This window comes from Micromonospora sp. WMMD975, from assembly GCF_029581215.1.
Classification (GTDB): Bacteria; Actinomycetota; Actinomycetes; order Mycobacteriales; family Micromonosporaceae; genus Micromonospora.
Genome location: NZ_CP120739.1, coordinates 4,484,227 through 4,511,194, shown reverse-complemented (window position 1 = coordinate 4,511,194; position 26,968 = coordinate 4,484,227). Strand labels below are relative to the sequence as shown.

At 72.2% G+C, this 26,968-nt stretch carries 22 protein-coding genes; 10 read left to right on the top strand and 12 right to left on the bottom strand.

Going from position 1 to position 26,968, the window contains the following annotated elements; genetic code table 11:
• Nucleotides 1-323 precede the first annotated feature (323 nt).
• Nucleotides 324-2,141, top strand: a complete 1,818-nt coding sequence (locus O7613_RS19735) for a glycoside hydrolase family 6 protein (RefSeq protein ID WP_282289550.1) — start codon at nucleotides 324-326, stop codon at nucleotides 2,139-2,141.
• A gap of 112 nt (nucleotides 2,142-2,253) precedes the next feature.
• Here O7613_RS19735 and O7613_RS19730 read toward each other — a convergent pair whose 3' ends face one another.
• From O7613_RS19730 to O7613_RS19710, 5 genes are all read right to left on the bottom strand, one after another.
• The gene (locus O7613_RS19730; protein ID WP_281586960.1) at nucleotides 2,254-2,637 is read right to left on the bottom strand and encodes a hypothetical protein; all 384 of its coding nucleotides are present in this window, start codon (nucleotides 2,635-2,637) and stop codon (nucleotides 2,254-2,256) included.
• 90 nt (nucleotides 2,638-2,727) lie between these two features.
• Nucleotides 2,728-3,048, bottom strand: a complete 321-nt coding sequence (locus O7613_RS19725; RefSeq protein ID WP_282289549.1) for a hypothetical protein — start codon at nucleotides 3,046-3,048, stop codon at nucleotides 2,728-2,730.
• Between the two features lie 16 nt (nucleotides 3,049-3,064).
• Complete coding sequence (locus tag O7613_RS19720; RefSeq protein ID WP_281586962.1) at nucleotides 3,065-4,696, bottom strand: sodium:solute symporter family protein; 1,632 nt, start codon at nucleotides 4,694-4,696, stop codon at nucleotides 3,065-3,067.
• 188 nt (nucleotides 4,697-4,884) lie between these two features.
• Nucleotides 4,885-6,033: a hypothetical protein gene (locus O7613_RS19715; protein WP_282289548.1), complete on the bottom strand. Its 1,149-nt coding sequence runs from the start codon at nucleotides 6,031-6,033 to the stop codon at nucleotides 4,885-4,887.
• Nucleotides 6,034-6,045: 12 nt separating this feature from the next.
• A complete protein-coding gene (locus O7613_RS19710; RefSeq protein WP_281586964.1) occupies nucleotides 6,046-6,639 on the bottom strand; it encodes a hypothetical protein in 594 nt (197 codons plus the stop codon).
• A 286-nt stretch (nucleotides 6,640-6,925) separates the two neighbouring features.
• Here O7613_RS19710 and O7613_RS19705 point away from each other — a divergent pair, with 286 nt between their 5' ends.
• The 7 genes from O7613_RS19705 to O7613_RS19675 all read left to right on the top strand — a co-directional run bounded on the left by O7613_RS19705 (nucleotide 6,926) and on the right by O7613_RS19675 (nucleotide 15,387).
• Complete coding sequence (locus O7613_RS19705; protein ID WP_282289547.1) at nucleotides 6,926-9,295, top strand: nitrate- and nitrite sensing domain-containing protein; 2,370 nt, start codon at nucleotides 6,926-6,928, stop codon at nucleotides 9,293-9,295.
• A complete protein-coding gene (locus tag O7613_RS19700; RefSeq protein WP_281586966.1) occupies nucleotides 9,295-9,714 on the top strand; it encodes a roadblock/LC7 domain-containing protein in 420 nt (139 codons plus the stop codon). Before O7613_RS19705 ends, O7613_RS19700 begins: the two co-directional genes overlap by 1 nt.
• A complete protein-coding gene (locus O7613_RS19695; RefSeq protein ID WP_281586967.1) occupies nucleotides 9,704-10,093 on the top strand; it encodes a DUF742 domain-containing protein in 390 nt (129 codons plus the stop codon). The genes O7613_RS19700 and O7613_RS19695 overlap by 11 nt, the downstream gene beginning before the upstream one ends.
• Nucleotides 10,074-10,667, top strand: a complete 594-nt coding sequence (locus tag O7613_RS19690) for an ATP/GTP-binding protein (RefSeq protein WP_281586968.1) — start codon at nucleotides 10,074-10,076, stop codon at nucleotides 10,665-10,667. Before O7613_RS19695 ends, O7613_RS19690 begins: the two co-directional genes overlap by 20 nt.
• Before the next feature lie 59 nt (nucleotides 10,668-10,726).
• Nucleotides 10,727-11,761 (top strand): lactonase family protein, encoded by a 1,035-nt coding sequence (locus O7613_RS19685; RefSeq protein WP_282289546.1) that lies wholly within the window; start codon nucleotides 10,727-10,729, stop codon nucleotides 11,759-11,761.
• A 177-nt stretch (nucleotides 11,762-11,938) separates the two neighbouring features.
• Nucleotides 11,939-13,693: a substrate-binding domain-containing protein gene (locus O7613_RS19680; RefSeq protein ID WP_281586970.1), complete on the top strand. Its 1,755-nt coding sequence runs from the start codon at nucleotides 11,939-11,941 to the stop codon at nucleotides 13,691-13,693.
• A 212-nt stretch (nucleotides 13,694-13,905) separates the two neighbouring features.
• Nucleotides 13,906-15,387, top strand: coding sequence for a sugar transferase (locus tag O7613_RS19675; protein WP_281586971.1), 1,482 nt, complete (start codon nucleotides 13,906-13,908; stop codon nucleotides 15,385-15,387).
• Here O7613_RS19675 and O7613_RS19670 read toward each other — a convergent pair.
• Nucleotides 15,381-16,529 (bottom strand): PP2C family protein-serine/threonine phosphatase, encoded by a 1,149-nt coding sequence (locus O7613_RS19670; protein WP_282289545.1) that lies wholly within the window; start codon nucleotides 16,527-16,529, stop codon nucleotides 15,381-15,383. The genes O7613_RS19675 and O7613_RS19670 overlap by 7 nt on opposite strands.
• A 90-nt stretch (nucleotides 16,530-16,619) precedes the next feature.
• Here O7613_RS19670 and O7613_RS19665 point away from each other — a divergent pair, with 90 nt between their 5' ends.
• Nucleotides 16,620-17,204, top strand: coding sequence for a MarR family winged helix-turn-helix transcriptional regulator (locus O7613_RS19665; protein ID WP_282289544.1), 585 nt, complete (start codon nucleotides 16,620-16,622; stop codon nucleotides 17,202-17,204).
• A gap of 136 nt (nucleotides 17,205-17,340) precedes the next feature.
• Here O7613_RS19665 and O7613_RS19660 read toward each other — a convergent pair whose 3' ends face one another.
• A complete protein-coding gene (locus O7613_RS19660; RefSeq protein WP_282289543.1) occupies nucleotides 17,341-18,927 on the bottom strand; it encodes a SpoIIE family protein phosphatase in 1,587 nt (528 codons plus the stop codon).
• Nucleotides 18,928-19,127: 200 nt separating this feature from the next.
• Here O7613_RS19660 and O7613_RS19655 point away from each other — a divergent pair, with 200 nt between their 5' ends.
• Entirely contained in the window at nucleotides 19,128-20,564 is a 1,437-nt protein-coding gene (locus tag O7613_RS19655) for an MFS transporter (RefSeq protein WP_281586975.1), read from the top strand.
• Between the two features lie 59 nt (nucleotides 20,565-20,623).
• Here the strand turns inward: O7613_RS19655 and O7613_RS19650 are convergent, their stop codons facing one another.
• The 5 genes from O7613_RS19650 to O7613_RS19630 form a co-directional block, all read right to left on the bottom strand.
• Entirely contained in the window at nucleotides 20,624-22,264 is a 1,641-nt protein-coding gene (locus O7613_RS19650; protein ID WP_282294576.1) for an alpha-amylase family glycosyl hydrolase, read from the bottom strand.
• Between the two features lie 41 nt (nucleotides 22,265-22,305).
• A complete protein-coding gene (locus O7613_RS19645) occupies nucleotides 22,306-23,376 on the bottom strand; it encodes a LacI family DNA-binding transcriptional regulator (RefSeq protein ID WP_282289542.1) in 1,071 nt (356 codons plus the stop codon).
• 64 nt (nucleotides 23,377-23,440) lie between these two features.
• The gene (locus O7613_RS19640; RefSeq protein WP_281586977.1) at nucleotides 23,441-24,409 is read right to left on the bottom strand and encodes a carbohydrate ABC transporter permease; all 969 of its coding nucleotides are present in this window, start codon (nucleotides 24,407-24,409) and stop codon (nucleotides 23,441-23,443) included.
• Between the two features lies 1 nt (nucleotide 24,410).
• Nucleotides 24,411-25,463 (bottom strand): sugar ABC transporter permease, encoded by a 1,053-nt coding sequence (locus O7613_RS19635; protein ID WP_281586978.1) that lies wholly within the window; start codon nucleotides 25,461-25,463, stop codon nucleotides 24,411-24,413.
• A gap of 70 nt (nucleotides 25,464-25,533) precedes the next feature.
• The gene (locus tag O7613_RS19630; RefSeq protein WP_281586979.1) at nucleotides 25,534-26,877 is read right to left on the bottom strand and encodes an ABC transporter substrate-binding protein; all 1,344 of its coding nucleotides are present in this window, start codon (nucleotides 26,875-26,877) and stop codon (nucleotides 25,534-25,536) included.
• Nucleotides 26,878-26,968 lie beyond the last annotated feature (91 nt).

Below are 26,968 nucleotides of genomic sequence, written 5' to 3'. Positions count from 1 at the left end.
GGGGCGGGGGGACGGGGTGGGGGTAAGGTCGAGGGGCGCATCGAGGCATTGCCATGGAAGCGCTCCCATGCAAGAATCGCTGCACGCGGTTCGGGGAGCCACACCGCGAGCTCAGACGTCGAGGGCAGCCGGTCTCACCGGAACGACGTCCGGCTCCCCACGGCCGGTCCTGCGGACCGGTCGGCACCACCACCCTCACGCCCGTCCGGGTCGGGCGTCCCCGAAGTGACCCGTGGCGTGCACGGTCGTTCCCGCAGGGCGACCGCCGCCGCCATTCCGCCGGGCCGTACGCGGATCCGGTCTCGCCCAAGGAGATCACTGGTATGAATCTGTGGAGAAGGCTGTCCGGCCGGAGCCGGACGTTGGCGCTCACCGGCGCCGGCGTCCTCGTGGCCGGCGGGCTGGTGACCCTCCCGGTCACCGCGGCGCAGGCCGCAACGCAGTGCAGCGTGGACTACACCACCAACGACTGGGCCGGCGGCTTCACCGCCAACGTGGTCATCAAGAACCTCGGTGACCCGGTCAGCTCGTGGAACCTCGGCTTCACCTTTGGAAACAGCAGCCAGCGCGTGCAGCAGGGCTGGTCGGCGAAGTGGTCCCAGAGCGGCCAGAACGTCACCGCGCAGAACGAGTCCTACAACGGCTCGCTGGGCACCGGCGCCAGCACCAACATCGGCTTCAACGGCGCGTGGAGCGGCAGCAACCCGAAGCCGACCCGGTTCACGCTGAACGGCACGGTCTGCAACGGCGGTACGCCGCCCACCAGCACGCCGCCCACCAGCACGCCGCCCACCAGCACGCCGCCGACGAGCACCCCGCCCACCAGCACGCCGCCGACGAGCACCCCGCCGACGAGCACGCCGCCCACCAGCACCCCGCCCGGGCAGAAGGTGGACAACCCCTACGTCGGGGTCAAGGGGTACGTGAACCCGGAGTGGAAGGCCAAGGCCGAGTCGGTCTCCGGCGGTAGCCGGGTGTCGAACAACCCGACCGCGGTGTGGCTGGACCGGATCGCCGCCATCGAGGGCACCCCGGACAGCAGCTCCAACGGCGCGATGGGCGTCCGTGACCACCTGGACGCCGCGCTCGCCCAGGGCGCCGGCTACATCCAGTTCGTCATCTACAACCTGCCCGGCCGGGACTGCTCCGCGCTCGCCTCGAACGGTGAGCTGGGTCCGGACGAGCTGCCGCGCTACAAGTCCGAGTACATCGACCCGATCGCCGCGATCCAGAACGACGCGAAGTACAAGAGCCTGCGCATCGTCAACATCATCGAGATCGACTCGCTGCCGAACCTGGTGACCAACACCTCGGGCAACCCGGGCGGCACCGTGATGTGTGACACCGTCAAGGCCAACGGCGCGTACGTCAACGGCGTCGGCTACGCGCTGGCCAAGCTGGGCGCGATCGGCAACGTCTACAACTACATCGACGCCGGTCACCACGGCTGGCTCGGCTGGGACAGCAACTTCGGCCCGGTCGCCGACCAGCTGAAGGCCGCCGCCGTCGCGTCCGGCAGCACCGTGCACAACGTGCAGGGCTTCATCACCAACACGGCGAACTACTCCGCGCTCCGCGAGCCGTACATCAAGGTCACCGACTCGGTGAACGGCCAGACCGTGCGGCAGTCCAAGTGGATCGACTGGAACCAGTACGTGGACGAGCTCTCGTTCGCCCAGGCGTTCCGGCAGAAGCTGGTCTCGATCGGCTTCGACAGCAACATCGGCATGCTGATCGACACCTCCCGCAACGGCTGGGGCGGCTCCGCCCGGCCCACCGGCCCGGGCCCGTCGACCAGCGTGGACGCCTACGTCGACGGCGGTCGGGTCGACCGTCGCTTCCACGCCGGTAACTGGTGCAACCAGGCTGGTGCGGGTCTCGGCGAGCGGCCGAAGGCGGCGCCGGAGTCCGGCATCGACGCCTACGTCTGGGTGAAGCCCCCGGGTGAGTCGGACGGCTCCAGCAAGGAGATCCCGAACAACGAGGGCAAGGGCTTCGACCGGATGTGCGACCCGACGTACACCGGCAACGCCCGCAACGGGAACAGCATGTCCGGTGCCCTGCCGGACGCGCCGATCTCCGGCGCCTGGTTCGCGGCCCAGTTCGCGCAGCTGATGCAGAACGCCTACCCGGCTCTCTGAGCCACGGCGGACCACCCGCGGCGGCGGGAGTGAGGCACCGCCGCGCGGGTTCCCCGGGCCCCTGGTCGACGCCCACGTCGACCAGGGGCCCTCGGCTGTCCCCGGGTTCAGGTCAGGGCACCGTCTTCTCGATCGCCGCCCGACCCAGCTCGGCCAGGTCGCGGCGCGCCCGTTCCAGGTTCTCCGGGGTGACGTCCTGACCGCGCGCCCGTACCAGGTCCGCCGGCTCCCACGGCTGCTCGGCGCCGGTGCGGACGTTGTCCCCGCCGGCTCCGGTGCCGGTGCCGGTCGCGCCGGTCCCGGCCGCGTACGGGTCACCGAGGACGTCCGGCGACCCGGTGTCGGCCACCGCGCCGTCCGGCTCGGTGAACGTGGGGTTGTCCGGGTCGGCGCCGCCGGCACGCAACTGCGGCACCGTGCTGTCGTCGTCCACCGCCGAGGCCACCTCGGGGGTCTCCTCCAGCGGGCGCTCGCCACCGGGGTCACGATCGGTCATGCTGCTGCCTCCTGTCCCCATCGCTGATCCCCCCGGCGTACCCCGTGGCGGGCTGGCCATGCCGACCGGCCGGGGATACGCGCGGCCGGGTCAGGACTCGTCGGACCGGCTCTCCTGCACCTCGGTCGGGCTGAGCCGCTGCCAGAGCAGCATGAGCAGCCCGAACACGAGCATCACCGCGCCGGCCCACAGGTTGATCCGGACGCCCTGCGCCTTGTCGATCTCGGCCGACGAGTCGAAGAGCCCCATCAGCCCGACGATCAGCCCGTACACGACGAACAGCCCACCGATCACCCGGCGGATGTCGAACAGCCGGGCCGCCGCCGAGCTTGCCTCCCGGGCGTCCTCGGTCTCGTCGACGAGTGGGTCGTGGGCCTCGCCGTCCTGGTAGCGGTCCGCGTTGTCTGCCATGACGTGGGTCCCTTCCTCAGAAGACCGGGATGTAGAAGAGGGCGGCGAGGATCACGGCGACGACGCCGAGCAGCACCGGGGAGCGGTACCAGGCCGCGTCGCCGGCCAGCGAGTCGTCGGCGAGCGTGGTGTTGCTCATGCCGTACACCAGGCCGGTCAGCTCGTCGTCGGTCTTCGGCCGGGTCAGCGGGGTGATGATCGCGGCCACCACCGCGACCGTGACGAAGGCCAGGCCCGCGCCCCAGAAGCTCTCCTCCAGGTCGGAGTTGAAGCTGATCACGCCGGTCTTGTAGAGCAGGTAGGTGGCGATCGCCACCACGGTGCCGGCGAGCAGTGACCAGAAGCCGGCGAGCGCGCTCATCCGACGCCAGAACATGCCGATGATGAAGGTGCCGAAGAGCGGGGCGTTGAAGACCGAGAAGAGCGCCTGGATGTAGTTCATGATGTTGCTGAAGCCGGCCGCGATGAACGCGGTGCCGATACCGACCACCACCGCGACCACGGTGGCGATCCGGCCCACCTTCACGTAGTAGTCGTCCGGGCGGTCCCGCCGGAAGTACGCCTGCCAGATGTCGTACGTGAAGACGGTGTTGAAGCCGCTGACGTTCGCCGCCATGCCGGCCATGAACGACGCGACCAGGCCGGTGACCGCGATGCCGAGCACGCCGTTGGGCAGCAGGTCGCGCATGAGCAGCGGGATGGCGTTGTTGTAGACCAGGTCGCCCTGGTCGGCGCCCAGGCCCTTAACCGTGATCAGGGCGATCAGTCCGGGGATCACGGTGACGACCGGGATGAGCAGCTTCGGGTACGCCCCGATGATCGGGGTACGCCGGGCGGCGCTCATGTTCCGCGCCGACAGCGCGCGCTGCACCTCGGCGAAGTTGGTGGTCCAGTAGCCGAAGGAGAGCACGAAGCCGAGGCCGAAGACGATGCCCAGCCAGTGCGCGCCGAGCGGGTTGTCGGTGCCGCCGGTGCCCTGCCAGGCGTGCAGGCCGGCCTCGCCGAGCTTGGAGCCCCGCACCGCGTCCATCAGTCCGTTCACGCCGCCGACCTTGACCAGGCCGATCACCGTGATCGGCACCAGCCCGGCGATGATCACGAAGAACTGGAGCACCTCGTTGTAGATGGCGCCGGACAGCCCGCCGACCGTGATGTACGCCAGCACGATCAGCGCGCCGATGACGATCGCGACCCAGAGCGGCCAGCCCAGCAGCGCCTGCATGATCAGCGCCAGCGCGTAGAGGTTCACGCCCGCGATCAGCACCTGGGCGACCGCGAAACTGATCGCGTTGAGCAGGTGGGTGGGGCGGTTGAAGCGAAGCCGCAGGTATTCCGGCACGCTGCGGACCTTGGAACCGTAGTAGAAGGGCATCATCACGATGCCGAGGAAGACCATCGCCGGCACGGCGCCGATCCAGTAGTAGTGGACCGTCATGATGCCGTACTGGGCGCCGTTGGCGGCCATGCCGATGATCTCCAGCGCGCCCAGGTTCGCCGAGACGAACGCCAGGCCGGTGACCCAGGCGGGCAGGGAGCGCCCGGAGAGGAAGAAGTCGACGCTGGTCTTGATGGCGCGCCGGGCGGCGAAGCCGACCCCCAGCACCGTGACGAAATAGAGCGCCAGGATCAGATAGTCCAAGGCGTTCATGTTCAACCGTAGGCCGCCGCCCATGCCTGTGGCTCCCCTCATCCGGGTGGGTGCTGCGCCCGCAGTTACCCCGATCGCGAGGTTTCATGCCTGCTGTGCGGTGTAAGGAGGGGCCCCTTCTTAACGCCTGGCGTCGAGAAGGGGCCCCTTCTCACACGTTGGCCGTGTGAGGTGGCGGGTGGGGGAGGTCAGCGACCCAGCACGCGGTCCAGGAAGTCGCGGTAGCCGCGCACGGCCACCCGGAGCTGCTCGGTGTCGGACGAGCCGGACTCCTGCCAGGCGCCGAGTCGGCTGCGTTGCTCCCGCAGCGCCGTGGACAGCGCCTCGATCGCCTCCTCGACCAGCGACTCCGCCTCGCCGACCGCAGCCTGCGGGTCGTCCACGAAGCGCAGCTGGACGTCGCGCCAGCGGTCCCGGAAGCCCTGCGCGGCGTCCGGGGCGAACAGCGTCGCCGCGTCGCCGGGCACGGCCCCGGACGCGGGCCGCTCCGCGCCGGCAAGCGTCCCGGCCGCCGCGCCGCCGCCGGCCGTGCTCGCCGCCGCGGTGGCGGTTTCCGGGTCGACGGTGTCGTGGTGCCGTCCGGTGGTGTCGGCGACCGGCTCGGCGTCGGGGTCGACCAGGCCCGGCTCGGGGCTGCCGTAGCCGACCGCGCCGGCGGCCACCGCGTCGTCGCGGCTCGATCCCGGTACGCCGTCCCGGTCCGCGTCGGCTACCGCGGTGTCGTCCCGGTCGGCGTGGGCGACGACGGTGTCGTCCCGGTCGGTGTCGTCGACGACCGTGTCGTCCCGGTCGGTGTCGGCGTGCTCGGCGTCCCACTGGTCCCGGTCGTGCAGCCGGTCACCGGCGGTCGGGTCGGCCCGCTCGTCGTCGAGCGGCTCGGTGCGTCCCGGTGCGCCGTCGCCCGGGACGGCGGTGTCCTCGCCGCGGGCGTCCCGCTCGTCCTCCGGACGGCCGCCGGCCAGCGCCGAGGCGGCCACCGCGTCGCCGACCGTGGCCGCGCCGAACGCCGTCGGCAGCGGCGCGGGCTCGTGGAAGGAGGCGGCCCGACCGTCGTCGTCGACCCGGTCGGCCGCGTCGTCCGGCTCGCCGTCGTCATGCGCCCGCGTCGCGTCGGGCGCGCCGGTCTCGTACGCCTGCGTCGCGTCGGGCTCCGCGTCCCGCGCGTCGTCCACGGCCGGGTCGTCGAACGTGCCCCGGTCGTCAAGCGCGTCCTCGGGCACCTCGGCCCGGCCGGCGCGATCGGCGTCGGCGTGGCCGTCCGGTGGCGGCACCGGTACCGGCGCGGACCGTACGGCCTCGGGGTGGTCCTGCGTGACCTGCTGCTCTTCCTGGCGCATGGCGGCGGCTCCTCAGCGGCTCGTGGCGTCGTGCTCGGGGTCGGGGTGGCGCTGTTCCGGCGGCTGCTGGGCGACCGGGTCCTCGCCGAGCAGGTCGGCGAAGAGGGCCCGGTAGTGCACAAGCGCCTGGCGGAGGTCCTCGGTGCCGGCCTCACCGCGCTCGTTGCGCTGCCGGATCTCGTGGGCGTCGCGGTAGTGGGTGAGCGTGCGGGCGTGCTCGACGGAGAGGTGGGCGATCTGGTCGGAGAAGTCCCCGGTGGGGTATCCGCGCTCAGCGATCAGGCGACTGACCAGCTCGTCGGCCTCGCCTACGGTTTCCGCCGGCGAGTCGACGAAGCGCACCTGGACCTCCTCCCAGGCGGCGGCGTAGCGGGCCCGGGACTCCGGGCTGAGCGGGGTCAGCTCCAGCTCGGCGTGCCGACGCTCGCGTTCCCGCAGCTCGCGTTCGGCGGCGCCCCGGCTGTCCTGCTCGGCGACGACCCGGTCGTACTCCGGGCCGAAACGCTGCCGCAGCGCCCGGCGACGATTCGCGACCACGGCGAACGCGGCGAGCGCGGCGACGACGATGACGACGATGACTATGACGACTACCTGGGTGGACGACATGGCTCCTCCTTCGGAGGCTGGTATTCCCTGGTGCGGGTGATCGCCAATCCCGTTCCGGGGCACTTTCCCGGTGGGGTGAAGAAACGCCCGTCCGGCGACGAGTCGGGCTCCGACGGCGTCCACCAGGCTCGTCTCGGACGGTAGCGAGCGTCGAGACGGCCGGTAGTGCATCCGCCGGGGATTACGTATCCTGCCCAAGGCGTCCGGGTCGGGCTCCGGCGTCGTGGCCGGTGACCTGCCGGCCGCTGCCGGAGCCACCCAGCGAACCTTCCCGGGCGAGGTCTGATTGAACACCCGCGACTGGCCGATCCGCGCCAAGTTGACCGCGCTGGTCATCGGCCCGGTGACCGGGCTGCTGGCGCTGTGGATCTTCGCCACCACGCTCACCTTCGGGCCCGCGCTCGATCTGCTCGCCGCCCGTACCCTCCTCTACGACCTGGGTCGGCCGGGCGAGAGCGTGGTCGCCGAGCTGCAACGGGAACGACGGCTCTCGGTGGTCCAGCTCGCCGGGGACGGCGTCCTGCCGGAGCTGGCCGGGCAACGCGGGCGCACCGATCGGGCCGTGTCCGAGCTGCGTCGCCGGATCGACGGCGAGGAGCTGCGCGACGCGGCCGACGACCACCTCGACGCCCGGCTCGACCAACTGGGCGCGGCGCTTGACGCGTTGCCCGCGGGGCGGGTCTTCATCGACGACCGGAAGGTGGACCGGGCCGGCGCGGTCGGGCTCTACAGCGGGATGATCGGCTCGGCGTTCCAGGCGTTCTCCGCCATGGCCGCGACGCCCGACGTCCAGATCAACCGGGAGGCGTCCGCGCTCACCGCGCTGGGGCGCTCCCGTGAGCTGCTCGGCCAGGCCGACGCGCTGCTGGCCGGTGCCGTCACCGCCGGCCGGTACGCCGAGGGCGAGCACGAACAGCTGGTGCGGACGGTGGAGAACCAGCGGTTCCTGACCGAGAACGCGGTCGCCGATCTGCCGCCCGACGAGCGGGCGGACTACCAGCGACTGACCGAGGGCGGTGCGTTCCTCCGGCTGCGCGCCCTCCAGGACGCCCTGATCCGCTCTCCCGCCCTGCCCGCCCGCTTCGACGTGCGTGCCTGGGAGACCAGCCACGCCGAGGTCTGGGCGGGCCTGCGTGACTTCGAGTTGCGCGGGGCGGACGGTCTCACCGAACGTTCGGTGCCGATTGCGGCGCGGATCCTGATCCAGCTCGCCGTCGCCGGAGTGCTCGGCCTGGTCGCGATCGTGGTCTGCGTGCTCGTGGCGTTGCGGGTCGGCCGGTCGCTGGCGCAGCGCCTGACGAGCGTGCGCACCGCCGCGACCGAGGTGGCCGAGCAGCGGCTGCCCGACGTCGTCGCCCGGCTGCGCCGGGGCGAGGAGGTCGACGTCGCCCGCGAGGCCCCCGAGCTGGACCACGGCGGGGACGAGATCGGCCAGGTGGCGCGCGCGTTCAACGAGGTGCGCCGGACCGCCGTACGCGCCGCGGCCGACGAGGTCACCCTGCGCCGCGGGTTCAACGAGGTCATCCTCAACCTGGCCCGACGCAGCCAGGGGCTGGTCCACCGTCAACTGGCGTTGCTGGACCGGCTGGAACGGCGCACCGAGGACCCGGACGAGCTGGCCGGACTGTTCCAGGTCGATCACCTCGCCACCCGGCTCCGCCGGCACGCCGAGGACCTGGTCATCCTGGCCGGGGCCGCGCCGGGGCGGGGGTGGCGGCGGCCGGTCGCGGCGGTGGACGTGATGCGCGGGGCGATCTCCGAGGTCGAGGCGTACGACCGGGTCGACGTGGGCGACGCGCAACCGGCCGGGGTGCTCGGCCGGGCCGTCGGTGACGTGATCCACCTGCTCGCCGAGCTGATCGAGAACGCGACCGCCTTCTCCCCGCCCGGGACCCGGGTGGACGTCACCGGTCGTACCCTGCCGGGCGGCTATCTGATCGAGATCACCGACCGAGGGCTCGGCATGTCCCCGCCGGCGATGGCGGCGGCCAACCGCAAGCTGGCCGTCCCGCCGGAGTTCGACCCGACCGACAGCGCCCGGCTGGGCCTGTTCGTGGTGGCCCGGTTGGCCGCGCGCCACGGCGTGGGGGTGGAGCTCCGACCGGGGCGTCCGGCCGGGACGACTGCGGCGGTGTTCCTCCCGTCGGACCTGATCACCGACGAGCCGCCGGTCGGCTCGGATGCCGTCGCCGGCCCGGAGCGGCGGCGGATGGCGAAGGTGAGCCGGTTGACCACGGTGCCCCGCGGCCGGTCGACCCGGCCGGGCCGGGAGCGCCCGGAGTCCACCGTGATCCCGTTGGCGGCGGCCCGCGCCTCGACCGTGGAACCGCCCGCCGACGACGACGGCCTGCCCCGCCGGGTGCGGCGGCGTGGCCCGGCGGCGCGTCCCCGCGCGGTCGCCGCCGACACCCCGGCCCTCCGCCCGCCGGAGGAGGCTCGCCGGGCCATGTCCGCGTTGCAGGCCGGCACCGCGCGCGGGCGCCGGGACGGCACGCGCGCCGCCGGTGGTCCGACGGTCGCACGGATCGGGGACGCCGGTCCGGTCAAGCCCACCGGCGCGCCGGGTGACACCGGTACGCCGTCCGCGCCGGAGCCGGCCACGGAGCCCTCCCCGCCGGCGCCGGACCAACGAACCGTGACAGAGAGGGACGCCTAGTGGTGCACACGACGCGGCAGAACGCCGATCTCGACTGGCTGCTCGACGACCTGGTGGAGCGCGTGCCGGGGGCCCGGCGGGCGGTGGTCCTCTCGGCGGACGGGTTGCTCCTCGGCGCCTCCGCCGACCAGGACCGCACCGACGCGGAGCACCTCTGCGCGCTGGCCTCCGGCTTCTCCGGCCTGGCGAAGGGGGCCACCCGGCACCTGGACGGCGGCGCGGTCCGGCAGACGGTGGTGGAGATGGAGTCGGCGTACCTGTTCGTCACGGCCGCCGGGCAGGGTGCCTGCCTGGCCGTGGCAAGCGACGCCGAGGCCGACATCGGTCTGGTGGCGTACGAGATGGCGATGCTTGTGATCCGCGTCGGCGAGAACCTGGCCGCGCCGGCCCGGATCGTGGAGCCGACCGATGCGAGCTGAGCCACCGGTGCCGGCGCACGAGTGGCTGGACGCCGACGCCGGTCCGGTGGTGCGCCCGTACACACTCACCGGCGGGCGGGTGCGTCCGCCGGTCGACGGCTTCGACCTGCTGGCCTTCGTGTTGACCACGTCGGCGGCCGAGCCGGCCGGCATACCCGGTCTCCAGCCGGAGCACCGCCGCCTGGTCGAGCTGGCCCGGCGGCCGAAGGCCGTCGCCGACCTCGCCGCCGACCTGGATCTCGCCGTGGGTGTGATCCGGGTGCTGCTCGGCGATCTTCTCGCCCATGGGTTCGTCGCGGTGCACCGGCCTCCGGCCGCCGCGTACCTGCCCGACGACAACATCCTCAAGGCGGTGGTCAATGGACTCCGTGCGCTTTGATCGGGAGCCGGCCGTGCCGCTGGCTTTGAAGATCCTCATCGCGGGTGGCTTCGGCGCCGGCAAGACGACGCTTGTCAGCGCGTTGAGCGAGGTCCGCCCGTTGCAGACCGAGGAGGTGCTGACCGGGGCGGGTCTCGGCACCGACGACGTCTCCGGCGTGGAGCAGAAGTCGACCACCACGGTGGCGATGGACTTCGGCCGGATCACCATCAACGACGATCTCCAGGTCTACCTGTTCGGCACACCGGGGCAGGACCGGTTCTGGTTCCTCTGGGACGAGTTGGCCTTCGGCGCGCTCGGCGCGGTGGTGCTCGCCGACACCCGCCGGCTGGCCGACTGCTTCCCCTCGATCGACTACTTCGAGCAGCGGGGCATTCCCTTCGTGGTGGGGGTGAACTGCTTCGAGGGGTCCCGGCGGTTCGGGCTGGAGGCGGTCCGCGACGCGCTGGACCTCGATCCGGAGGTCCCGCTGGTGTTGTGCGACGCCCGGGACCGGCAGTCCGGCAAACTGGTGTTGATCTCGCTGGTCGAGCACGTGGCCCGGCAGCGGGGCGAACCGGTGCCGGTGGGCTGACCCCCGGCCGCGCGGGCAGCCGGATGGGATCGCAGCAGCAACGGCGGAAGGTGGGAACGTTGACCGGGCAGCACGAGATCGTCCACATCGGCGGTTACACGGCGGAGTCGGACGGGCGGGCGGACGGGATCGTGGCGGCGCGGCGCGACCCGGCGACCGGTGCGTTGACGCCGCTCGGCACCGTGGCGGCCACCCCGTCGCCGTCGTTCCTCGCCCGGCATCCGGTGCGGCCCGTGGTGTACGCCGTCAACGAACTCTCCGAGGGCCGGGTGAGCGCGTTCCGGGTGGCGCCGGACGGCGACCTCGCGCCGCTTGGCGTACGCCCGACCGGTGGGGCCGAGCCGTGTCATCTCGCGGTCGCGCCGGACGGGCGGCACCTGTTCGTGGCCAACTACGGCGGCGGCAGCCTGGCGGTGTTCCCGCTGGACGCCGACGGCGTGCCGGGGGAGCGCACCGACCTGGTCCGGCACGAGGGGCACGGCGCCGATCCGCAGCGGCAGGAGCGGGCGCACTGCCACATGGTGTCGCCCGCCCCGGACGGTGGGCCGCTGCTCGCCGTGGACCTGGGCACCGACTCGGTCTACCGGTACGACCTGGACGCCGACTCGGGGCGGCTGGTGCCCCGGCGACCCCGGTTGCGGACGCCTGCCGGCACCGGGCCCCGGCACCTGGCCCGGCACCCGGACGGGCGGCGCTGCTGGCTGGTCGGTGAGCTGGACGGCACGGTCACCGCGTACGACCTGACACCGGACGGGCTGCACCAGCGGGCCCGGCTCGACGCCAGCGGCCGGACCGGGCACGTCCAGCCCTCCGAGGTGGCGGTCGGGCCGGACGGGCGCTTTCTCTACGTGGCCAACCGCGGCGTGGGCACGGTGGCGGTCTTCGCGCTGGGCGGCGCGGCGCCGGAGCTGGTGGCGGAGGTGGACGCCGGCGGCGGGTGGCCCCGGCACTTCGCGCTGGCCGGGGCGCACCTGTACGTGGCCGACGAGCGGGCCGACCTGATCCGGGTCTTCCGGGTGGATTCCGGCACCGGGGTGCCGGAGCCGGTCGGGGAGCCGGTGCCGGCCAGCAGCCCGACCTGCGTTTTGATGTGACGAAATGGTGACCGTATGCGCTGTCCGTAATGGAAGGTGATCACCTAAGTTACTGATCCATAACTCAGCGTATCATTTAAGTGATCAAGTATTGCTCCTGCGTAACTTTCGTCCGAACGGTTGTGGCAGTAACCCCACGAGATACGCAAGATGGTCACCGTGTCTGGCCGCCATCGCATGCGTTCCAACCTCCGTGGGGCAGGTGCCGCCGCGGCGGCAACCGCTCTCGTCGCCGTCGTAGCCGGTTCCTGGTTCGGCTACCAGCAGCTGGCCGGCCCGAACTGTTCGGGCCGGATCGAGCTGTCGGTGGCGGCTGCCTCGGAGATCGCCCCGGCGGTACGCGGCGCCGCCGACGACTGGGTCGCCAACGGCGCCCGCGTCGGCGAGACCTGCATCGCGGTGAACGTCACGGCGGCCGAGTCGGTGGACGTGGCCGCCGCCGTGGCGAGCAAACACGGCGCCACCCTGGCCGGCGTCGGGCAGGCCAGTGGCACCGCGGTCACCCCCGACGTCTGGGTGCCGGACTCCTCGACCTGGTTGGTGCGGCTCAAGGCCGGCGGCGCCAGCGCCTTCGCGCCGGCCAACGGCGCGTCGATCGCGCGCAGCCCGGTGGTGGTCGCGCTGCCCGAGCCGGTGGCCGCGCGGATCGGCTGGCCGGACAAGGAGTTCCGCTGGTCCGACATGCTCCAGCAGGTGACCTCCAGCAAGCCGCTCCGGGCCGGGATCGTGGAGCCGACCCAGGACGCGGCCGGCCTGTCCGGCCTGCTCTCGTTGACCGCGGCGGCCAGCTCCACCGGTGAGGCCGGATCCCCGAAGGCCCAGGAGGCGATGGTCGGGGCCCTGCGCGCGCTTGCCACCAACCGCTCCTCGCTCCGGCAGGACCTGCTCGCGCGGTTCCCGCGCTCGTCCGACCCGACGGCCATCGCCAACGGACTGGGCGCGGCGGCGCTGTCCGAGGAAGACGTGATCGCGTACAACAACACCAAGCCGCCGATCAAGCTGGCCGCGCTCTACCTGGATCCGGCGCCGATCCCGCTCGACTTCCCGTTCGCGGTGCTGCCCGGCATCGAGCCGAGCAAGGCCTCGGCCGCGCGGGTGCTCTTCGAGGCGCTGCGGTCCGCGGACTTCAAGGACCGGCTCGCCGCCCAGTCGCTGCGCGCGCCGGACGGCAACTGGGGGCGTGGCTTCCAGGCGCCGACGGGCGCGCCGAGCCCGGCCAACGGCGGCGAGAAGCAGGTCCCGCCGTCCGGTCAGGGCGGTGCGGCCGACCTCGACCCGGTCGCCATCTCGACCGCGACCACCACCTGGTCGGTGGCCACCCAGTCCGGCCGCATGCTCTGCGTCATCGACGTCTCCGGTTCGATGAAGAAGCCGGTGGCCACCGCCAACGGCGCCAGCCGGGAGCAGGTCACGGTGGCAGCCGCGGGTCAGGGCCTCGGGCTCTTCGACGACTCCTGGTCGATCGGCCTGTGGACCTTCTCCACCAACCTCCAGGGCCCGCAGGACTGGCGGGAGCTGGTCCCGATCCGTCCGCTGTCGAGCAACCGGGGCGCGCTTCAGCGCGGCCTGGCCAACGTCCGGCCCTCCAACGGTGACACCGGCCTCTACGACACGATGCTGGCGGCGTACAAGAAGGTGCAGCAGGACTGGGAGCCCGGCAAGGTCAACTCGATCGTGCTCTTCACCGACGGCAAGAACGAGGACGACAACGGCATCTCGCAGAAGGGGCTGCTGGCCCAGCTCGAAAAGCTCAAGGACGACGAGCAGCCGGTGCAGGTGATCATCATCGGTATCGGCAACGAGGTGAACCGGGCCGAGCTCAAGTCGATCACGGACACGGTCGGCGGTGGCGCGTTCGTGACCACCGACCCGAGCAAGATCGGTGAAATCTTCCTCCAGGCGATCGCGTTGCGTCCGCCCGCACCGCGCTGACCTGCGGGTCAGCGACCTCCTTCCGCCGTACCGGGGTTTCCGGTACGGCGAAAGGCTTCCCGGGTCAAGACACGGGAAGTGAACTGACGGTAATGTGTCCGAATCAATTGGTAACCATAATTGTCCTGGCATGATGTCCTGGTGCCTCGACCGCGGGTCCTCTCCGGGACCGGGCGGGGACGGGGCGATAGGCAAGTAAGTGGGGAGGGCCGGTGACCTCGGCGACGCTGTTGACCCCTGCCAGGACGTCGCGACCCGGGGGCGAGCGACCCGGGGCGACGACACGAGCCGCGGAGCGGGCCTACATCCGGTTCCTGGTGGTGCTCGACACCGCCGTGCTCGCCGTGGCCATCCTGGCCGGCTACCTGGCCCGATTCGGCGACGAACAACCGAGCGGCTCCGAGATCTCCTACGTGGTGGTCGCGCCGGTGCTCCTGCTGGTCTGGTTGGTGTCGCTGAAGGCGATGCGCTGCTATGACGACCAGGTGCTCGGCTACGGCGCGGACGAATACCGCCGGGTCAGCGCGGCGAGCCTGCGGCTGGCCGGCGCCATCGCCATCGCCGGCTACATCGCCGACGTCGGAGTGTCCCGGGGCTTCCTGGCCATCACCTTCGCGGTCGGCACGATCGGGCTGGAGGTGGCGCGGTTCGCGGCCCGCAAGCGGCTGCACCGGGCCCGCGACCGGGGCGCCGGCTGGTCCCGCAAGGTGCTCGTGGTCGGCGACACCGCGCACGTGCTGGAGCTGGTGCACACCCTGCGCCGGGAGCCGTACGCCGGCTACCAGGTGGTCGGCGCCTGCATCCCGGACGCGCTGCTCGCCCCGGTGCCGCAGCGGCTGGGCGACGTGCCGGTGGTCGGGTCGTTCCGCGGCATCCCGGACGCGGCCACCGCGATCGGGGCGGACACGGTGGCGGTCACCGCCTCCGGTGAGCTGACCGCGGCCCGGCTGCGCCGCCTCGGCTGGCAACTCGAAGGCACCGGGGTCGACCTGGTGGTGGCCCCGGCGCTCACCGACGTCGCCGGCCCGCGCATCCACACCCGCCCGGTCGCCGGCCTGCCCCTGATCCACGTCGAGGCGCCCGAGTTCCGTGGCGCCCGCAAGCTGGTCAAGGGATTCGTCGACCGCTCGCTGTCGCTGATCGCCCTGCTCCTGCTCTCGCCGCTGCTGCTGGTGCTCGCGCTCGCCATCAAGCTGGACAGCCGTGGCCCGGTATTGTTCCGACAGACCCGGGTCGGCCAGGGCGGCAAGGAGTTCGGCGTCTTCAAGTTCCGCACCATGGTGGTCAACGCCGACGCCCTGCTCGCCGAGCTGGCCGCCCGCAACGAGACCGACGGCCTGATGTTCAAGATGCGCGACGACCCACGGGTGACCCGGACCGGCCGGCTGCTGCGCCGGTGGTCGCTGGACGAGCTGCCCCAGCTCGCCAACGTGCTGCTCGGTCAGATGAGCCTGGTCGGCCCACGCCCCCCGCTGCCCTCCGAGGTGGCCCGCTACGACGGCGACGTGGCCCGCCGGCTGCTCGTCAAGCCCGGCATGACCGGCCTCTGGCAGGTCAGCGGCCGGTCGGACCTGAGCTGGGAGGACGGCATCCGGCTCGACCTCTACTACGTGGAGAACTGGTCCCTGGCGGCCGACCTGACCATCCTCTGGAAGACGTTCGGCGCGGTGCTCGGCAGTCGCGGCGCCTACTGATCCGGCCCGTTCTCCGGCTGCGGCCCCAACCAGTCCAGGCAGACCACCACCGCGTCGTCCACCAGGTCACCGGCGACGAAGGCCCGCAGGTCGCCGATCAGCGACCGGACCGCGTCCAGCGGCTCCAGCGGGCCGGTGTGGCGCAGGAACCGGTCCAGGGCCGACTCGCCGTAACGGATCCGGCCGGCGGCGGCGTCGACCACCCCGTCGCTCACCACGAAGAGCCGGTCCCCGCGCGCCAACTGGAACCGCTGCTCCCGGTAGTCGGTGCCGTCGAACATGCCGAGCGGGAACTGCTTGTCCAGCACCTGCTGGGTCACCGCACCGGCGCGCAGCCGGATCAGGTGGGGCGAGCCGGCGTCGACCGCGGTGAGCGCCCCGGTGGCCAGGTCCACCTCCATCAGCAGCACGGCCAGGTGCTGCCGGCCCCGGTGCTGCGCATAGATCGCCTGGTCGGCCAGGGCGGCCTGGTCGGCCAGGGACAGCCCGGCCCGGCGCGCGTTGCGCAGCGCGAAGGTGGCAAGTGAGGTGAGCAGCGCCGCCGCCACCCCCTCGCCGAAGCCGTTGAGCACCGCGAGCCAGAGCCGGTGGCCGTCGTCGGACCAGTCGAAGCTGTCCCCGCGCACCGCGTACGCCGGCTCCAACTGCCCGGCCAGGGCGAACGACGGACGGATCCGGCTGCGCCCGGGCAGCAGCTCCCACTGCATCTCGGCGGCCAGGGTGAGGCGCCGACTGCGCCGGGCCGTCAGGTAGACATCGGTGGTCGAGGTCACGGCGGCCAACTCGTGCCCGAGCACGGCGGCGATGGTGGCCAGTTCCGCGCGGGCGGCCGGATCGGCCGGGGCCGGCGAGACCCGGAGCACCCCACGCCGTTCGCCGCGCATCCCCACCGGGAACCAGCCGGTGCCGTCGGCGACCATCGGCTCCTGGTGGTCGAAGGCGTACCAGGCCGGGTGGCCGGGGCCGGTGACGGACTCGCCGCCGCCCAGCGGCAGCAGTTCGGCGAGCCGGTAGTCGACCTGGAAGAGTTCGGTACGGGTGATCCCGTACGTCCGCAGCAGCTCGGCGGCGAGCCGGTCCACGATGAGATCCGTCGGCGCATCCGTCACGATCCGGCGGGCGCGTGCCTCGGCATCGCTCATCCTTTGCTCCTTTGCACAGGTCGTCGGCCTGGCCCGGGGGGTAGTGTCGGGCCCACCATGACCGATCAGCCCGGTCCCATGGGACCTGACGTGAGTATCTCCGCCGCCCTGGACGAGGCGGCGGGCACCCTGCTGGCCGTCTGGGAGGCGGCCCGGGAACGCGCCACCAGCCGGCTCTCCGAAGCCCAGTTACGTGCCGTCATGGTCGTCGAACAACACGACGGGATCAACCTTCGCCGGCTCGCCTCGCTCACCGACATGCTGCTCTCCTCCGCCAGCCGGCTCTGTGACCGGCTGGTGGCCGCCGGCATGCTGGAGCGGGAGCCGGGCCGTCACGACCGCCGGGAGATCTCGCTGCACCTCACCCCGGCGGCCACTCAACTCCTCGCCGAGCTGCGGGCCGACCGGCGGCGGCGGCTGGAGCGCATCCTGACCGGGATGAGCCCGGCAGGCCAGGCGGCGTTGCTGCGCGGGATGCGCGAGTTCGACGAGGTCGGCCGCCGTGGGGCGGCACCCGTGGCCGAGGGCTGGCCGGTGTTGCAACCCTCCGGGGAGCGGGTCGGCGACCCGCTGACCGAGCTGGACGCACCCACCCGACCCGCCCGGGTGGCCCCGCAGCGCCCGGTCGGCGAGCCGGTCCCGCCCGACGAACCCCCCGTGATCCGCACCGCCTGACCTCGCGCCGGTCTCCGCCGGCGGATCCACCGGGCCCGGCCTTCACCGGACCAGCTCCCGCCGGCGGATCCACCGGGCCCGGCGCTGACCGGACCAGCTTCGCCGTCTGGTGCGGCGTCGCCGGCCCGATTCGGGCTCACGCGGCGGCCACGGCCAGCATGGCGATGTCGTCGTGTGGGTGCCCGCCGAGCCACTCGTCGACGAGTTGGAGCACCCGGTCGACGAGCGCGGCCGGTGGCAGCCCGGCAGCCGCGGCGAGCGCCTGCCGCAGCCGGTCGTCGCCGAACATGGCCGGCTCGGCGGGGCCGCCCCGAGCCTCGGTCACCCCGTCGGTGTAGGCCAGTAGCAGGTCGCCCGGGGCCAGCCGTACCTCCGCCTCGGCGAACCTCGCCGCGGTAAGCGCGCCCACCGGCATGCCGCCCACCCGGACCGTGTCGATCCCGCCGCCGGCGCGGACGACAAGCGGCGCGGGATGCCCGCCGCCGGCCACCCGGACCAGCAGCCCGCCGTCGGGTTCCCGGCTCAGGGTGCCGAGCAGGATCGTGGTGAACTGGGCCCGCTCGGCCGCGCCCGGCGCGTCCAGCAGCGCCCGGTTGAGCAGTTCCATCAGCTCCCGGGGGCGCTGCTCGACCAGGCGCAGGGTCTGCAACGACTGGCGTACCCGTCCGGTCAGTACGGCCGCACCGACACCCTTGCCGCAGACGTCGCCGAGCGCGAACAGGCCGCCGCCGGGGGTGGGGAACAGGTCGTAGAAGTCCCCGCCGATGCGCAGGCTGTCCCCGGCGGCGCGGTAACCGCCGGCCAGGGTCACGCCGGGCAGGCGCGGTAGTCGCGGCGGAAGCAGGCTGTTCTGGAGCACCCGGGCCAGGTGGGTCTGCTCGCCGTACAGCTCGGCGGCGGCAAGCGCGGCGCCGGCCCGCCCGGCGAACTCCCGGGCCAGTGCGATCTCCCGCTTGTCGAAACCGGTCCGGCCGGGACGGCGGGCCAGGATCAGCGCACCGGCCGGACCGCCGGCGCCGGGCATCGGGCTGATCAGCACGGTGCCCGACCGGCCGAAACCGGCCGGTAGCAGCTCGGCCAGGTCGGCCGGCTCGGCGTCGGGCCACGGGCTGGGCTCGGTGAGATCACCGTCCAGCGCCTCGACCAGAGCGGGGACGGACTTCACGGTCGGCCATCCGGCCACACCGGTGGCCGGGTCGGAGTCTCCGGCGGCGTACCGGACCCAGTGCGGCTCGTCCTCGGCCGGCGGCGGTGGTCGGTGCACCACCACGGCGGCGTCGGCCAGGTAGGGCACCGGCAGGGTGACGGCGGCGCGCAGCGTCTGCTCCCGGTGCAGGGAGAGCCCGAGCCGGCTGCCGGCCTGGGCGAGGAAGGCGGTGCGGGATCGTTCGGCGAGCAGCGCGTCGGTGCGTGCGCGCTCCTCGGTGACGTCCCGCACATACCAGACGCGGCGCTCGCCGGCCAGCCCGCGCCGCAGGCCGTGCAGCCGCCGGCCGTGGTGCTCGGTCTCGAACGTGTCGGCGTCGTCGCGCGCCGCCTGCGCCAGCGCCGGCACCGCACAGGCGGCCAGGCCGACGCCGGGCACCAGCTCGGGCAGGAGCTCCGCCGCCGTGGCGTTGACGAGCGTCACCACGCCGGCCGGGTCGATCGCCACGACCGCCTCGGCCAGCCCGTCCAGCAGCTCGCGGGTGAGCCGCCCGTCGGCCGGTCGACCCGTATGCATGCTTTCGGTGCGCTCCTCGCTCGCGGACAGGTTGCCTGACTGCAAGCGTACCGAGCAGGTGCGACGCCACCCCACGCCCGGGGGGAAGGAGGGGGCCCCGCTTAACGCCTCCGGTATAGGAGGGGCCCCCGCTTAACACCGGGGGCGGCGCGCCGGGGGGTCGTGGTGCGCTCCGGGCACAAGCCTGGTTGGCTGCCGGCATGAGCAGCACCATGGTCTTCCGGCGCGGCAACGCGGCCCACCGGTTCTACAGCGTCGTGGTCTTCGTGGTGCTCGCCTCGCTCGACAACGTGGCGATCGGCCTGGTGCCGCCGCTCTACGGGCCGATCTCCGGCGCGCTCGGCGTACCCCAGCGGTTGCTCGGCCTGGTCACGGCCGTGAGCTTCCTGGTCAGCGCGGTGGCCGCGGTGGGCTGGGCGTACGTCGGCGACCGCACCAACCGCAAGCCGCTGCTCATGGTCGGCACGCTGATCTGGGCGGCCGGCACCGGCGGTAGCGCGCTGGCCGAGCGGTACCCGACGTTCCTGGTCGCCCAGCTCGTCGCCGCGATCGGGCTGGGGGCGGTCGGCTCGGTCGGGTTCTCCGTGGTCACCGACCTGATCTCGCCGCGCCGCCGCGGCCTGGTGATGAGCTTCTGGGGGCTGTCCCAGGGCGTCGGCACACTTGCCGGCACGCTGGCCGGCGGCCTGCTCGGCGCGACCGACTGGCGGCGGCCGTTCCTGCTGCTGACCGGCGTGGGCCTGGCCGCGACGGCGGCGTACCTGTTCACCTACGACATCGCGCGCGGACAGAGCGAGCCCGAGCTGGCCGAGGCGCTGGACGCCGGCGGCGAGTACGACTACCGGATCAGTCGCGCCGACCTGCCCCGGATCCTGGCCCGGCGGACCAACCGCTGGCTGATCCTCCAGGGGCTCACCGCCCAGGCGGCCTTCGGCTCGCTGGTCTGGCTGCCGGTGCTGTTCAGCCAGCGGGCCGAGGCGCAGGGCTACTCGGCGGCCACCGCCGTCGTGGTGGGCAGCGTCTTCGCCACCCTGTTCCAGCTCGGTGGCGTGCTCTCCATCGTGGGCGGCCTGGTCGGCGACGCGCTGCAACGGCGTACGCCGAGCGGCCGGGCGCTTGTCGCGGCCGTGGGGATTCTCGCGGCCGTGCCGTTCTACCTGGTCCTGTTCTTCGTGCCGATCCGGATCGACGTGCCCGACGGCGGCGGTTCCGGCGCGGTGGTGGCGGCGGTGCTGTCAAGCGTCCTCACCGAGCCGACGATCGGGTTGAGCCTGCTCACCGCCGTGGTCGCGCTGGCGCTCACGTCGGCCAACTCACCGAACTGGTTCGCGCTGATCGCCGACGTCAACCCGCCCGAGCACCGGGGCACGGTCTACAGCCTGGGCAACCTGGTCAACGGCGTCGGTCGGGCGGCCGGCAACGGGCTGGTCGGGGTCGCGTTCGCCGCGCTGCGGGTGGCGTTCCCGCCGCCGCTGAACTACGCGGTCGGGCTGGCCGCGTTCCAGTTGTTCTTCGTGCCGACGGGGGTCATGTACTGGCTGGCGGCCCGTACGTCACCCCGGGACATCGCGCAGGTGCACGCGCTCCTGCACACCCGTGCCGACCGCCTGGAAGCCGAAGGCGGGGGCCCCGCTTAACCGGTGGGTGTTAAGCGGGGCCCCCGCCTATGCAGAAAGCGTTAAGCGGGGCCCCCGCCTTACACCCACCACACGGTGACGTCGGTGGGGACGGCGGAGCCGTCCAGGGGGGCGCTGGACACCAGCACCGTCGCGCCGGCGGGCAGCGGCACCGGCGTCGCGCCGAAGTTGGTCAGCACGGTCAGGTCGCCGTTGGTGAACGTGAGCACCTCGTCGCCGGAGGAGAGGAAGCGCATCGGGCCCCGGGCCAGCGCGTGCTCGCGGCGCAACCGCAGCGCGGTCCGGTACAGCTCGTACGTCGAGCCGGGCACCCCGCGCTGCCGGTCCAGCGCGTACTCCGCCCACACCGGCGGCTGCGGCAGCCAGCTCGCGTCGGTCGGCCCGAAGCCGTACGACGGGGCGTCGGCCTCCCACGGGATCGGCACCCGGCAGCCGTCCCGGCCGCGCTGGGTGTGCCCGCTGCGCTCCCAGGTCGGGTCCTGCCGGGCCTCGTCGGGCAGCGTGGTGTGCTCCGGCAGCCCCAACTCCTCACCCTGGTAGAGGTAGGCGGATCCGGGTAGCGCGAGCATCAGCAGGCTGGCCGCCCGCGCCCGGCGCAGGCCCAGCGCCACGTCCGGCTGCGGGTCGTCGACGCCGATGCCGTTCATCCGACCGCCGGCGGTGGTCAGCCCGAGGCGGGAGGCGTGCCGGACCACGTCGTGGTTCGACAGCACCCAGGTGGTGGGCGCGCCGACCGCGTCGGTGGCCTCCAACGAGCGGGTGATCACCGCGTACTGGGCCGGGGCGGTCCAGGCGGCCATCAGGTATTCGAAGTTGAACGCCTGGTGCATCTCGTCCGGCCGGACGTAGCGGGCCAGCCGCTCGGCCGGCTCCACCCACGCCTCGGCCACCAGGACCCGCTCCCCGGGGTACGAGTCGAGCAGCCGCCGCCACTCGCGGTAGACCTCGTGCACGCCGTCCTGGTCCCACATCGGCGGACGCGGCTTGTCCGCCTCCTGGCCGGAGAGAATCTCCTGCGGCTCCTGCCAGTCCGCCAGGTCGGCCTGCTTGATCAGGCCGTGCGCGACGTCCACCCGGAACCCGTCGACGCCCCGGTCCAGCCAGAAGCGCAGCACGTCGAGGAACTCCGCGCGCACCTCCGGGTTGTCCCAGTTGAGGTCCGGCTGGCCGGTGTCGAACAGGTGCAGGTACCACTGCCCGTCCGGCAGCCGGGTCCAGGCCGGGCCGCCGAACACGCTCTCCCAGTCGTTCGGTGGCTCGGCGCCGGCCGGGCCCCTGCCGTCGCGCATGACGTAACGCTGCCGCTCCGGGCTACCCGGCGCGGCAGCCACGGCGGCGGTGAACCAGCGGTGCGCGGACGAGGTGTGGTTGGGCACCAGGTCGACGATCACCCGCAGGCCGCGGGCCTTCGCCTCGCTGATCATCCGATCGGCGTCGGCGAGCGTCCCGAAGAGCGGGTCGACGTCCCGGTAGTCGGCCACGTCGTAGCCGGCGTCGGCCTGCGGCGACGGATAGAACGGGGACAGCCAGATCGCGTCGACCCCCAGCTCGGCAAGGTGGTCGAGGCGGGCCGTGATGCCCGGCAGGTCGCCGATGCCGTCGCCGTTCGAGTCGGCGAACGAACGCGGGTAGACCTGGTAGATGACCGCCTCGGTCCACCAGCCGGTGGCCGGGGCCTGCTGCGTCGCGTCGGTGTTCAGCGCCTTCTCCCTCAGGTGGTGGTGCGGACGAACGGGTCCGTTCAGTGTGCCCGGGGCGGCGCGGTCGAGTCCCGCACCACAAGCCGAGTGGGGAGGATCACCGAGGCCGGTGTCCGCGGGGCGCCGCCGGCGGCGCGGGGCACCGGCACCAGACCGGGGTACGGTTCGGTCACGCCCGTTCCCAGCGGGTCGAGCAGGATACGGGCGGCGAGCCGTCCCTGGTCGGCGGCGGGTTGGGCGATGGTGCTCAGCCCGAGCACGCCGGCCAGGTCGTGGTCGTCGATGCCGATCACGCTGACGTCCTGCGGCACCCGCAGCCCGGCGTCGCGAAGCGCGCTGATCGCGCCCATCGCCATCTCGTCGCAGGCGGCGAAGATGGCGGTCGGTGGCTCGCCGCGGGCGAGCAGTTCGGCGGTGGCGCGGGTGCCGCCGTCGATGGTGAACCGGGACTCGACGTCGAGGCTCGGGTCGGGCCGGAGACCGGCGGCGCGCAGGGCCTCCTGGTAGCCGCGCCGCCGGTCCAGGTGAGTGGTGAAGGCCAACTCGTCGTCCGGGTCGCCGGAGATGTGCGCGATCCGGGTGTGTCCGAGGTCGAGCAGGTGGCGGGTGGCGGTCCGGGCGGCGGCCACGTCGTCGATCCGTACGCAGGGCCAGCCGGGCACCCCGCTTCCGGAGCTGATCGTCACGCCGGGCAGGTCGAACTTGGTCAGCGCGTGCACGTCGGCGGCGCGCAGCGGGGTGGCGACCAGGATGATCGCGTCCACCCGCTTGTGCAGGTTGGCCGTGCGCAGCACCCGCTGGCGGGTCTGCTCCCGGCCACCGAGGTTGTAGAGCAGCAGGTCGTAGCCGTTCTGCTGGAGCGAGTCCTCGACCGTCTCGACCACGGTGCCGAAGAACCACCTGGTGATCCGGGGCACCACCACCGCGACCGTGCCGGTCTTTCCGCCGGCCAGCCGGGAGGCGCTCGGCGAGACCGCGTACTGGAGTTGCTCGGCGGCGGCCAGCACCCGGCGGCGGGTGGCGGCGGACACCGTCGGCAGGCCGCGCAGCGCGCGGGACACGGTGGCCGTCGAGACCCCGGCCAGGCGGGCCACGTCGTCAATCCTGGTCATCGCTGCTCCCCGTTGCGACCCGGTCCCGCCGCCGCCGGTGGCCCGGCGGCGGCGGGGCGCCGGGTCAACCCTTGACGCTGCCGGCGAGCAGGCCCCGCACGAAGTAGCGCTGGAGGGACAGGAACACGATCAGCGGTACGACGATCGACACGAACGCGCCGGAGGTCAACCGCTGCCACTCGTTGCCCTTGGTGCCGGCCAGCTCGGCGAGCCGGACGGTCAGCGGTGCGGTCTCGTCGCCGCCACCGGCGAAGATCAGCGCGACCAGCAGGTCGTTCCAGACCCAGAGGAACTGGAAGATGCCGAACGCCGCCAGCGCGGGCGTGATCAGCGGCAGCACGATGGTCCGGAAGATCTTCGGGTGGGTGGCCCCGTCGACCCGGGCCGCCTCCATCAGATCCTTGGGTAGCTGGCTGATGAAGTTGTGCAGCAGGAACACGGCCAGCGGCAGGGCGAAGCAGGTGTGCGCGAACCACACCTGCGCGAACCGCTGCTCGTCGACCAGGTCCCAGGCCGGCAGCACCTGGACGCCGGCGACGGTGACGCCGGTGGAGAAGAACTTCAGCAGCGGCACCAGGGCCATCTGCAGCGGCACGATCTGCAACGCGAAGATCGCGATGTAGACCCAGTCCCGCCCCTTGAAGTTGATCCAGGCCAGCGCGTACGCGGCGAGTGAGGCGAAGGCCAGCGGAAAGAGCACCGACGGAATGGTGATCGCCAGCGAGTTGATGAAGTAGCTGGCCAACTGGCCGGCCGAGGACGAGCTGCCGAACAGCACCTGCTCGTAGTTGTCGAGGGTGAACTGCGGATCGCTGAAGAAGGTCCACCAGCCGGTGGTCTTGATCTGGTTCTCCGGCCGGAACGAGGAGACGAACAGGCCGAAGGTCGGCACGGTCCAGACGATCGCGAGGACGATCGAGACCAGGGTCGCGGTCGGCGTGTTGAGGCGTCGGCGGACCCGACCGGCCCGGGTCTTCGGTGGGTCGTCGGTGCGCTGGGCGCCGGCGGGGACGGTGGGCGTGGCAGTGGTCATCTCAGCCCTCCCGCTGCTGCCGCAGGTTGCGGATCTGGTAGATCACGATCGGCACGACCAGGATGAAGAGCACGACGGCGAGCGCGGCGCCGTGCCCGTTCTGGCCGTACCGGAACGCCTGGTTGTACATCTCGTTCGCGATGACGCTCGTCTCGTAGTTGCCGTTGGTGGCGGTCCGGACGATGTCGAACACCTTCAGCGTGGCGATGGTGATGGTCACCACGACCACGATCAGCGCCGGTCGGATGCTCGGCAGGGTCACCCGCCAGAACATCTGCCAGGCCGTCACGCCGTCCAGGCGGGCGGCCTCGATGATGTCGCCCGGAATCGCCTTGATCGCGGCGGAGAGCACCACCATCGCGAAGCCGGCCTGGATCCAGACCATGATGACGATGAGCAGCAGGGTGTTCAGCGGCGAGTCGAGCAGCCACTGCTTGGGCTCTCCGCCGAACCACACCACGATCTGGTTGAGCAGGCCGATCTGGTCCTGTTCGGCGCCCCGGAAGGCGTAGACGAACTTCCAGATGATGCTCGCGCCGACGAACGAGATGGCCATCGGCATGAAGATCAGGGATTTGGCCAGCGCCTCGAGTCGGGCCCGGTCCACCATCACCGCGTAGAGCAGGCCGATCGTGGTGGCCGCCAGTGGCACCAGCAGCACCCAGACCAGCGTGTTGATCAGCACTCGGACGATGGAGTCGTCGGCGAGCATCCAGGCGTAGTTGTCCAGGCCGACGAAGTTCTCGCTCCGCCCGTCCATGAACGAGAGCAGCGTGGTGCGGATCGCCGGGACGACGAGGCCGATGAGCAGCAGCAGCACCGTCGGCAGCAGGAAGAAGAGCGCGAAGATCCCTTCCCCCTGCTTGCGCGGGCGGCCGGACAGCACGGCGCCGTTGGCCGTCGCGGCGACCAGGCGTGCCTCGCGTCGGCGGGCGAAGAAGGCCGGCACCACGTCGAGCAGCAGGAGCAGGCCGCCCACCACCAGGACGAAGGCGATCAGCCCATACATCAACATGAGGAACTTCGGCTGCTCGGCCGCGAAGTCGAAATCCATCAACCCTCCTTCCGGGGTCGGGTGGACCGGTGGCCCGGTCCGCCTTCGCGGACCGGGCCACCGGATACCATCACTTCGGCCAGCTGCCCTCGATGTCGTTGAGCACCGTGGTGGTGTCCTTGCCGTTGATCCAGGACACCATGCCCTTCCAGAAGGTGCCCGCGCCGACGGCGGCCGGCATCAGGTCCGAGCCGTCGAAGCGGAAGACGGTCTTCTGGTCCTGGAGGATGCCCACGGAGAGCTTGTCCACCGGGTTCGGCACGTTGTTGATGTCCAGCTTCTTGTTCGCGGACACCCAGTCGCCGATCTTGGCGCGGCTGTTGGCGTACTCGCCGGAGGCCAGGTAGGTCTGCACCGCCTGGATCTCGGGGCGGTCGGCGAAGGCCGCGACGAACTCGCCGCCGCCGAGCACCGGCTTCTGCTCCGGGTCGAGGCCCGGGAAGTAGAACGCGAAGACGTCGCCGTCCTCGGCCACCTTGGTGCCCTTCGGCCACTGGTTGGCGTAGAAGGACGCCTGGCGGTGCAGTGCGCACTTACCGGCGGTGATGGGCACGCCGGCCTCCTGGAAGGAGGTGGTGGCGATGCTCTTCACGCCGCCGAAGCCGCCGTTGACGTACTTCTCGTTCTTGAGGATGGTGCCGGCCTTGTTCACGGCCTCGGCGACCTTCGGGTCGTTGAACGGGATGCCGTGGGTGGTCCACTGGTCGTAGACGTCGGGTCCGGCCGTGCGCAGCAGCACGTCCTCGATCCAGTCGGTGGCCGGCCAGCCGGTGGCGTCACCGGACTCGATGCCGGCGCACCACGGCTTCATGCCGCTGGCGGCGATCTGGTCGCTGAGCTTGATCAGGTCGTCCCAGGTGGTCGGGACCGTCCAGCCCTTCTCCTTGAAGGTCTTCGGCGAGTACCACACGAAGGACTTCACGTTGGAGCCCAGCGGGGCGCCGTAGAACTGGCCGTTGACGGTGCTGTACTTCAGCCAGTCGGGGGAGTAGTTCTCCTCCGCCATCGCCTTGGTGTCGGCGCTGGCCGGCTTGAGCTTGCCCGAGTCGACGAACCGCTTGAGCAGACCCGGCTGCGGGATGAACGCGAGGTCGGGGGCGTTGCCGCCGTCCACCCGGACACCGAGCTGGGCCTCGAACTCACCCGATCCCTCGTGGTCGATGTCGATGCCGGTGCAGTCCTCGAACTCCTTCCAGGACTCATCGAGGCGGTCGGCCTCGATGTCCCGGATCGAGGAGTAGATCGAGACCTTCTTGCCGTCGTTGCCCTGGTACTTCTCGTATGCCGCGCACTCGGCCGAGCCCGCCTTGTCGCTGCTCTTCTTGTCGTTGCCGGTGCCGCAGGCGGCGACGCCGAGCGCCAGCCCCAGCACGCCGGTGACCGCGAGAGCCTGGCGTGATCTGGCAAACGCCATGCCGTTCTCCTTCCTTGCCGGCGCATGGGGGAAGTCGAATCCGCGCCGGTCCGATGGTCGTCCCCACATGTAAGCGCTTGCATCCCGTTCG

What these genes read in the sequence shown, in the direction of transcription:
- O7613_RS19630 (WP_281586979.1), bottom strand. Translation starts at nt 26,877, where the DNA reads ATGGCGTTTGCCAGATCACGCCAGGCTCTCGCGGTCACCGGCGTGCTG.
- O7613_RS19635 (WP_281586978.1), bottom strand. Translation starts at nt 25,463, where the DNA reads ATGGATTTCGACTTCGCGGCCGAGCAGCCGAAGTTCCTCATGTTGATG.
- O7613_RS19690 (WP_281586968.1), top strand. Translation starts at nt 10,074, where the DNA reads ATGGACTCCGTGCGCTTTGATCGGGAGCCGGCCGTGCCGCTGGCTTTG.
- O7613_RS19670 (WP_282289545.1), bottom strand. Translation starts at nt 16,529, where the DNA reads ATGAGCGATGCCGAGGCACGCGCCCGCCGGATCGTGACGGATGCGCCG.
- O7613_RS19730 (WP_281586960.1), bottom strand. Translation starts at nt 2,637, where the DNA reads ATGACCGATCGTGACCCCGGTGGCGAGCGCCCGCTGGAGGAGACCCCC.
- O7613_RS19655 (WP_281586975.1), top strand. Translation starts at nt 19,128, where the DNA reads ATGAGCAGCACCATGGTCTTCCGGCGCGGCAACGCGGCCCACCGGTTC.
- O7613_RS19710 (WP_281586964.1), bottom strand. Translation starts at nt 6,639, where the DNA reads ATGTCGTCCACCCAGGTAGTCGTCATAGTCATCGTCGTCATCGTCGTC.
- O7613_RS19645 (WP_282289542.1), bottom strand. Translation starts at nt 23,376, where the DNA reads ATGACCAGGATTGACGACGTGGCCCGCCTGGCCGGGGTCTCGACGGCC.
- O7613_RS19695 (WP_281586967.1), top strand. Translation starts at nt 9,704, where the DNA reads ATGCGAGCTGAGCCACCGGTGCCGGCGCACGAGTGGCTGGACGCCGAC.
- O7613_RS19715 (WP_282289548.1), bottom strand. Translation starts at nt 6,033, where the DNA reads ATGCGCCAGGAAGAGCAGCAGGTCACGCAGGACCACCCCGAGGCCGTA.
- O7613_RS19680 (WP_281586970.1), top strand. Translation starts at nt 11,939, where the DNA reads ATGCGTTCCAACCTCCGTGGGGCAGGTGCCGCCGCGGCGGCAACCGCT.
- O7613_RS19640 (WP_281586977.1), bottom strand. Translation starts at nt 24,409, where the DNA reads ATGACCACTGCCACGCCCACCGTCCCCGCCGGCGCCCAGCGCACCGAC.
- O7613_RS19720 (WP_281586962.1), bottom strand. Translation starts at nt 4,696, where the DNA reads ATGAACGCCTTGGACTATCTGATCCTGGCGCTCTATTTCGTCACGGTG.
- O7613_RS19660 (WP_282289543.1), bottom strand. Translation starts at nt 18,927, where the DNA reads ATGCATACGGGTCGACCGGCCGACGGGCGGCTCACCCGCGAGCTGCTG.
- O7613_RS19735 (WP_282289550.1), top strand. Translation starts at nt 324, where the DNA reads ATGAATCTGTGGAGAAGGCTGTCCGGCCGGAGCCGGACGTTGGCGCTC.
- O7613_RS19725 (WP_282289549.1), bottom strand. Translation starts at nt 3,048, where the DNA reads ATGGCAGACAACGCGGACCGCTACCAGGACGGCGAGGCCCACGACCCA.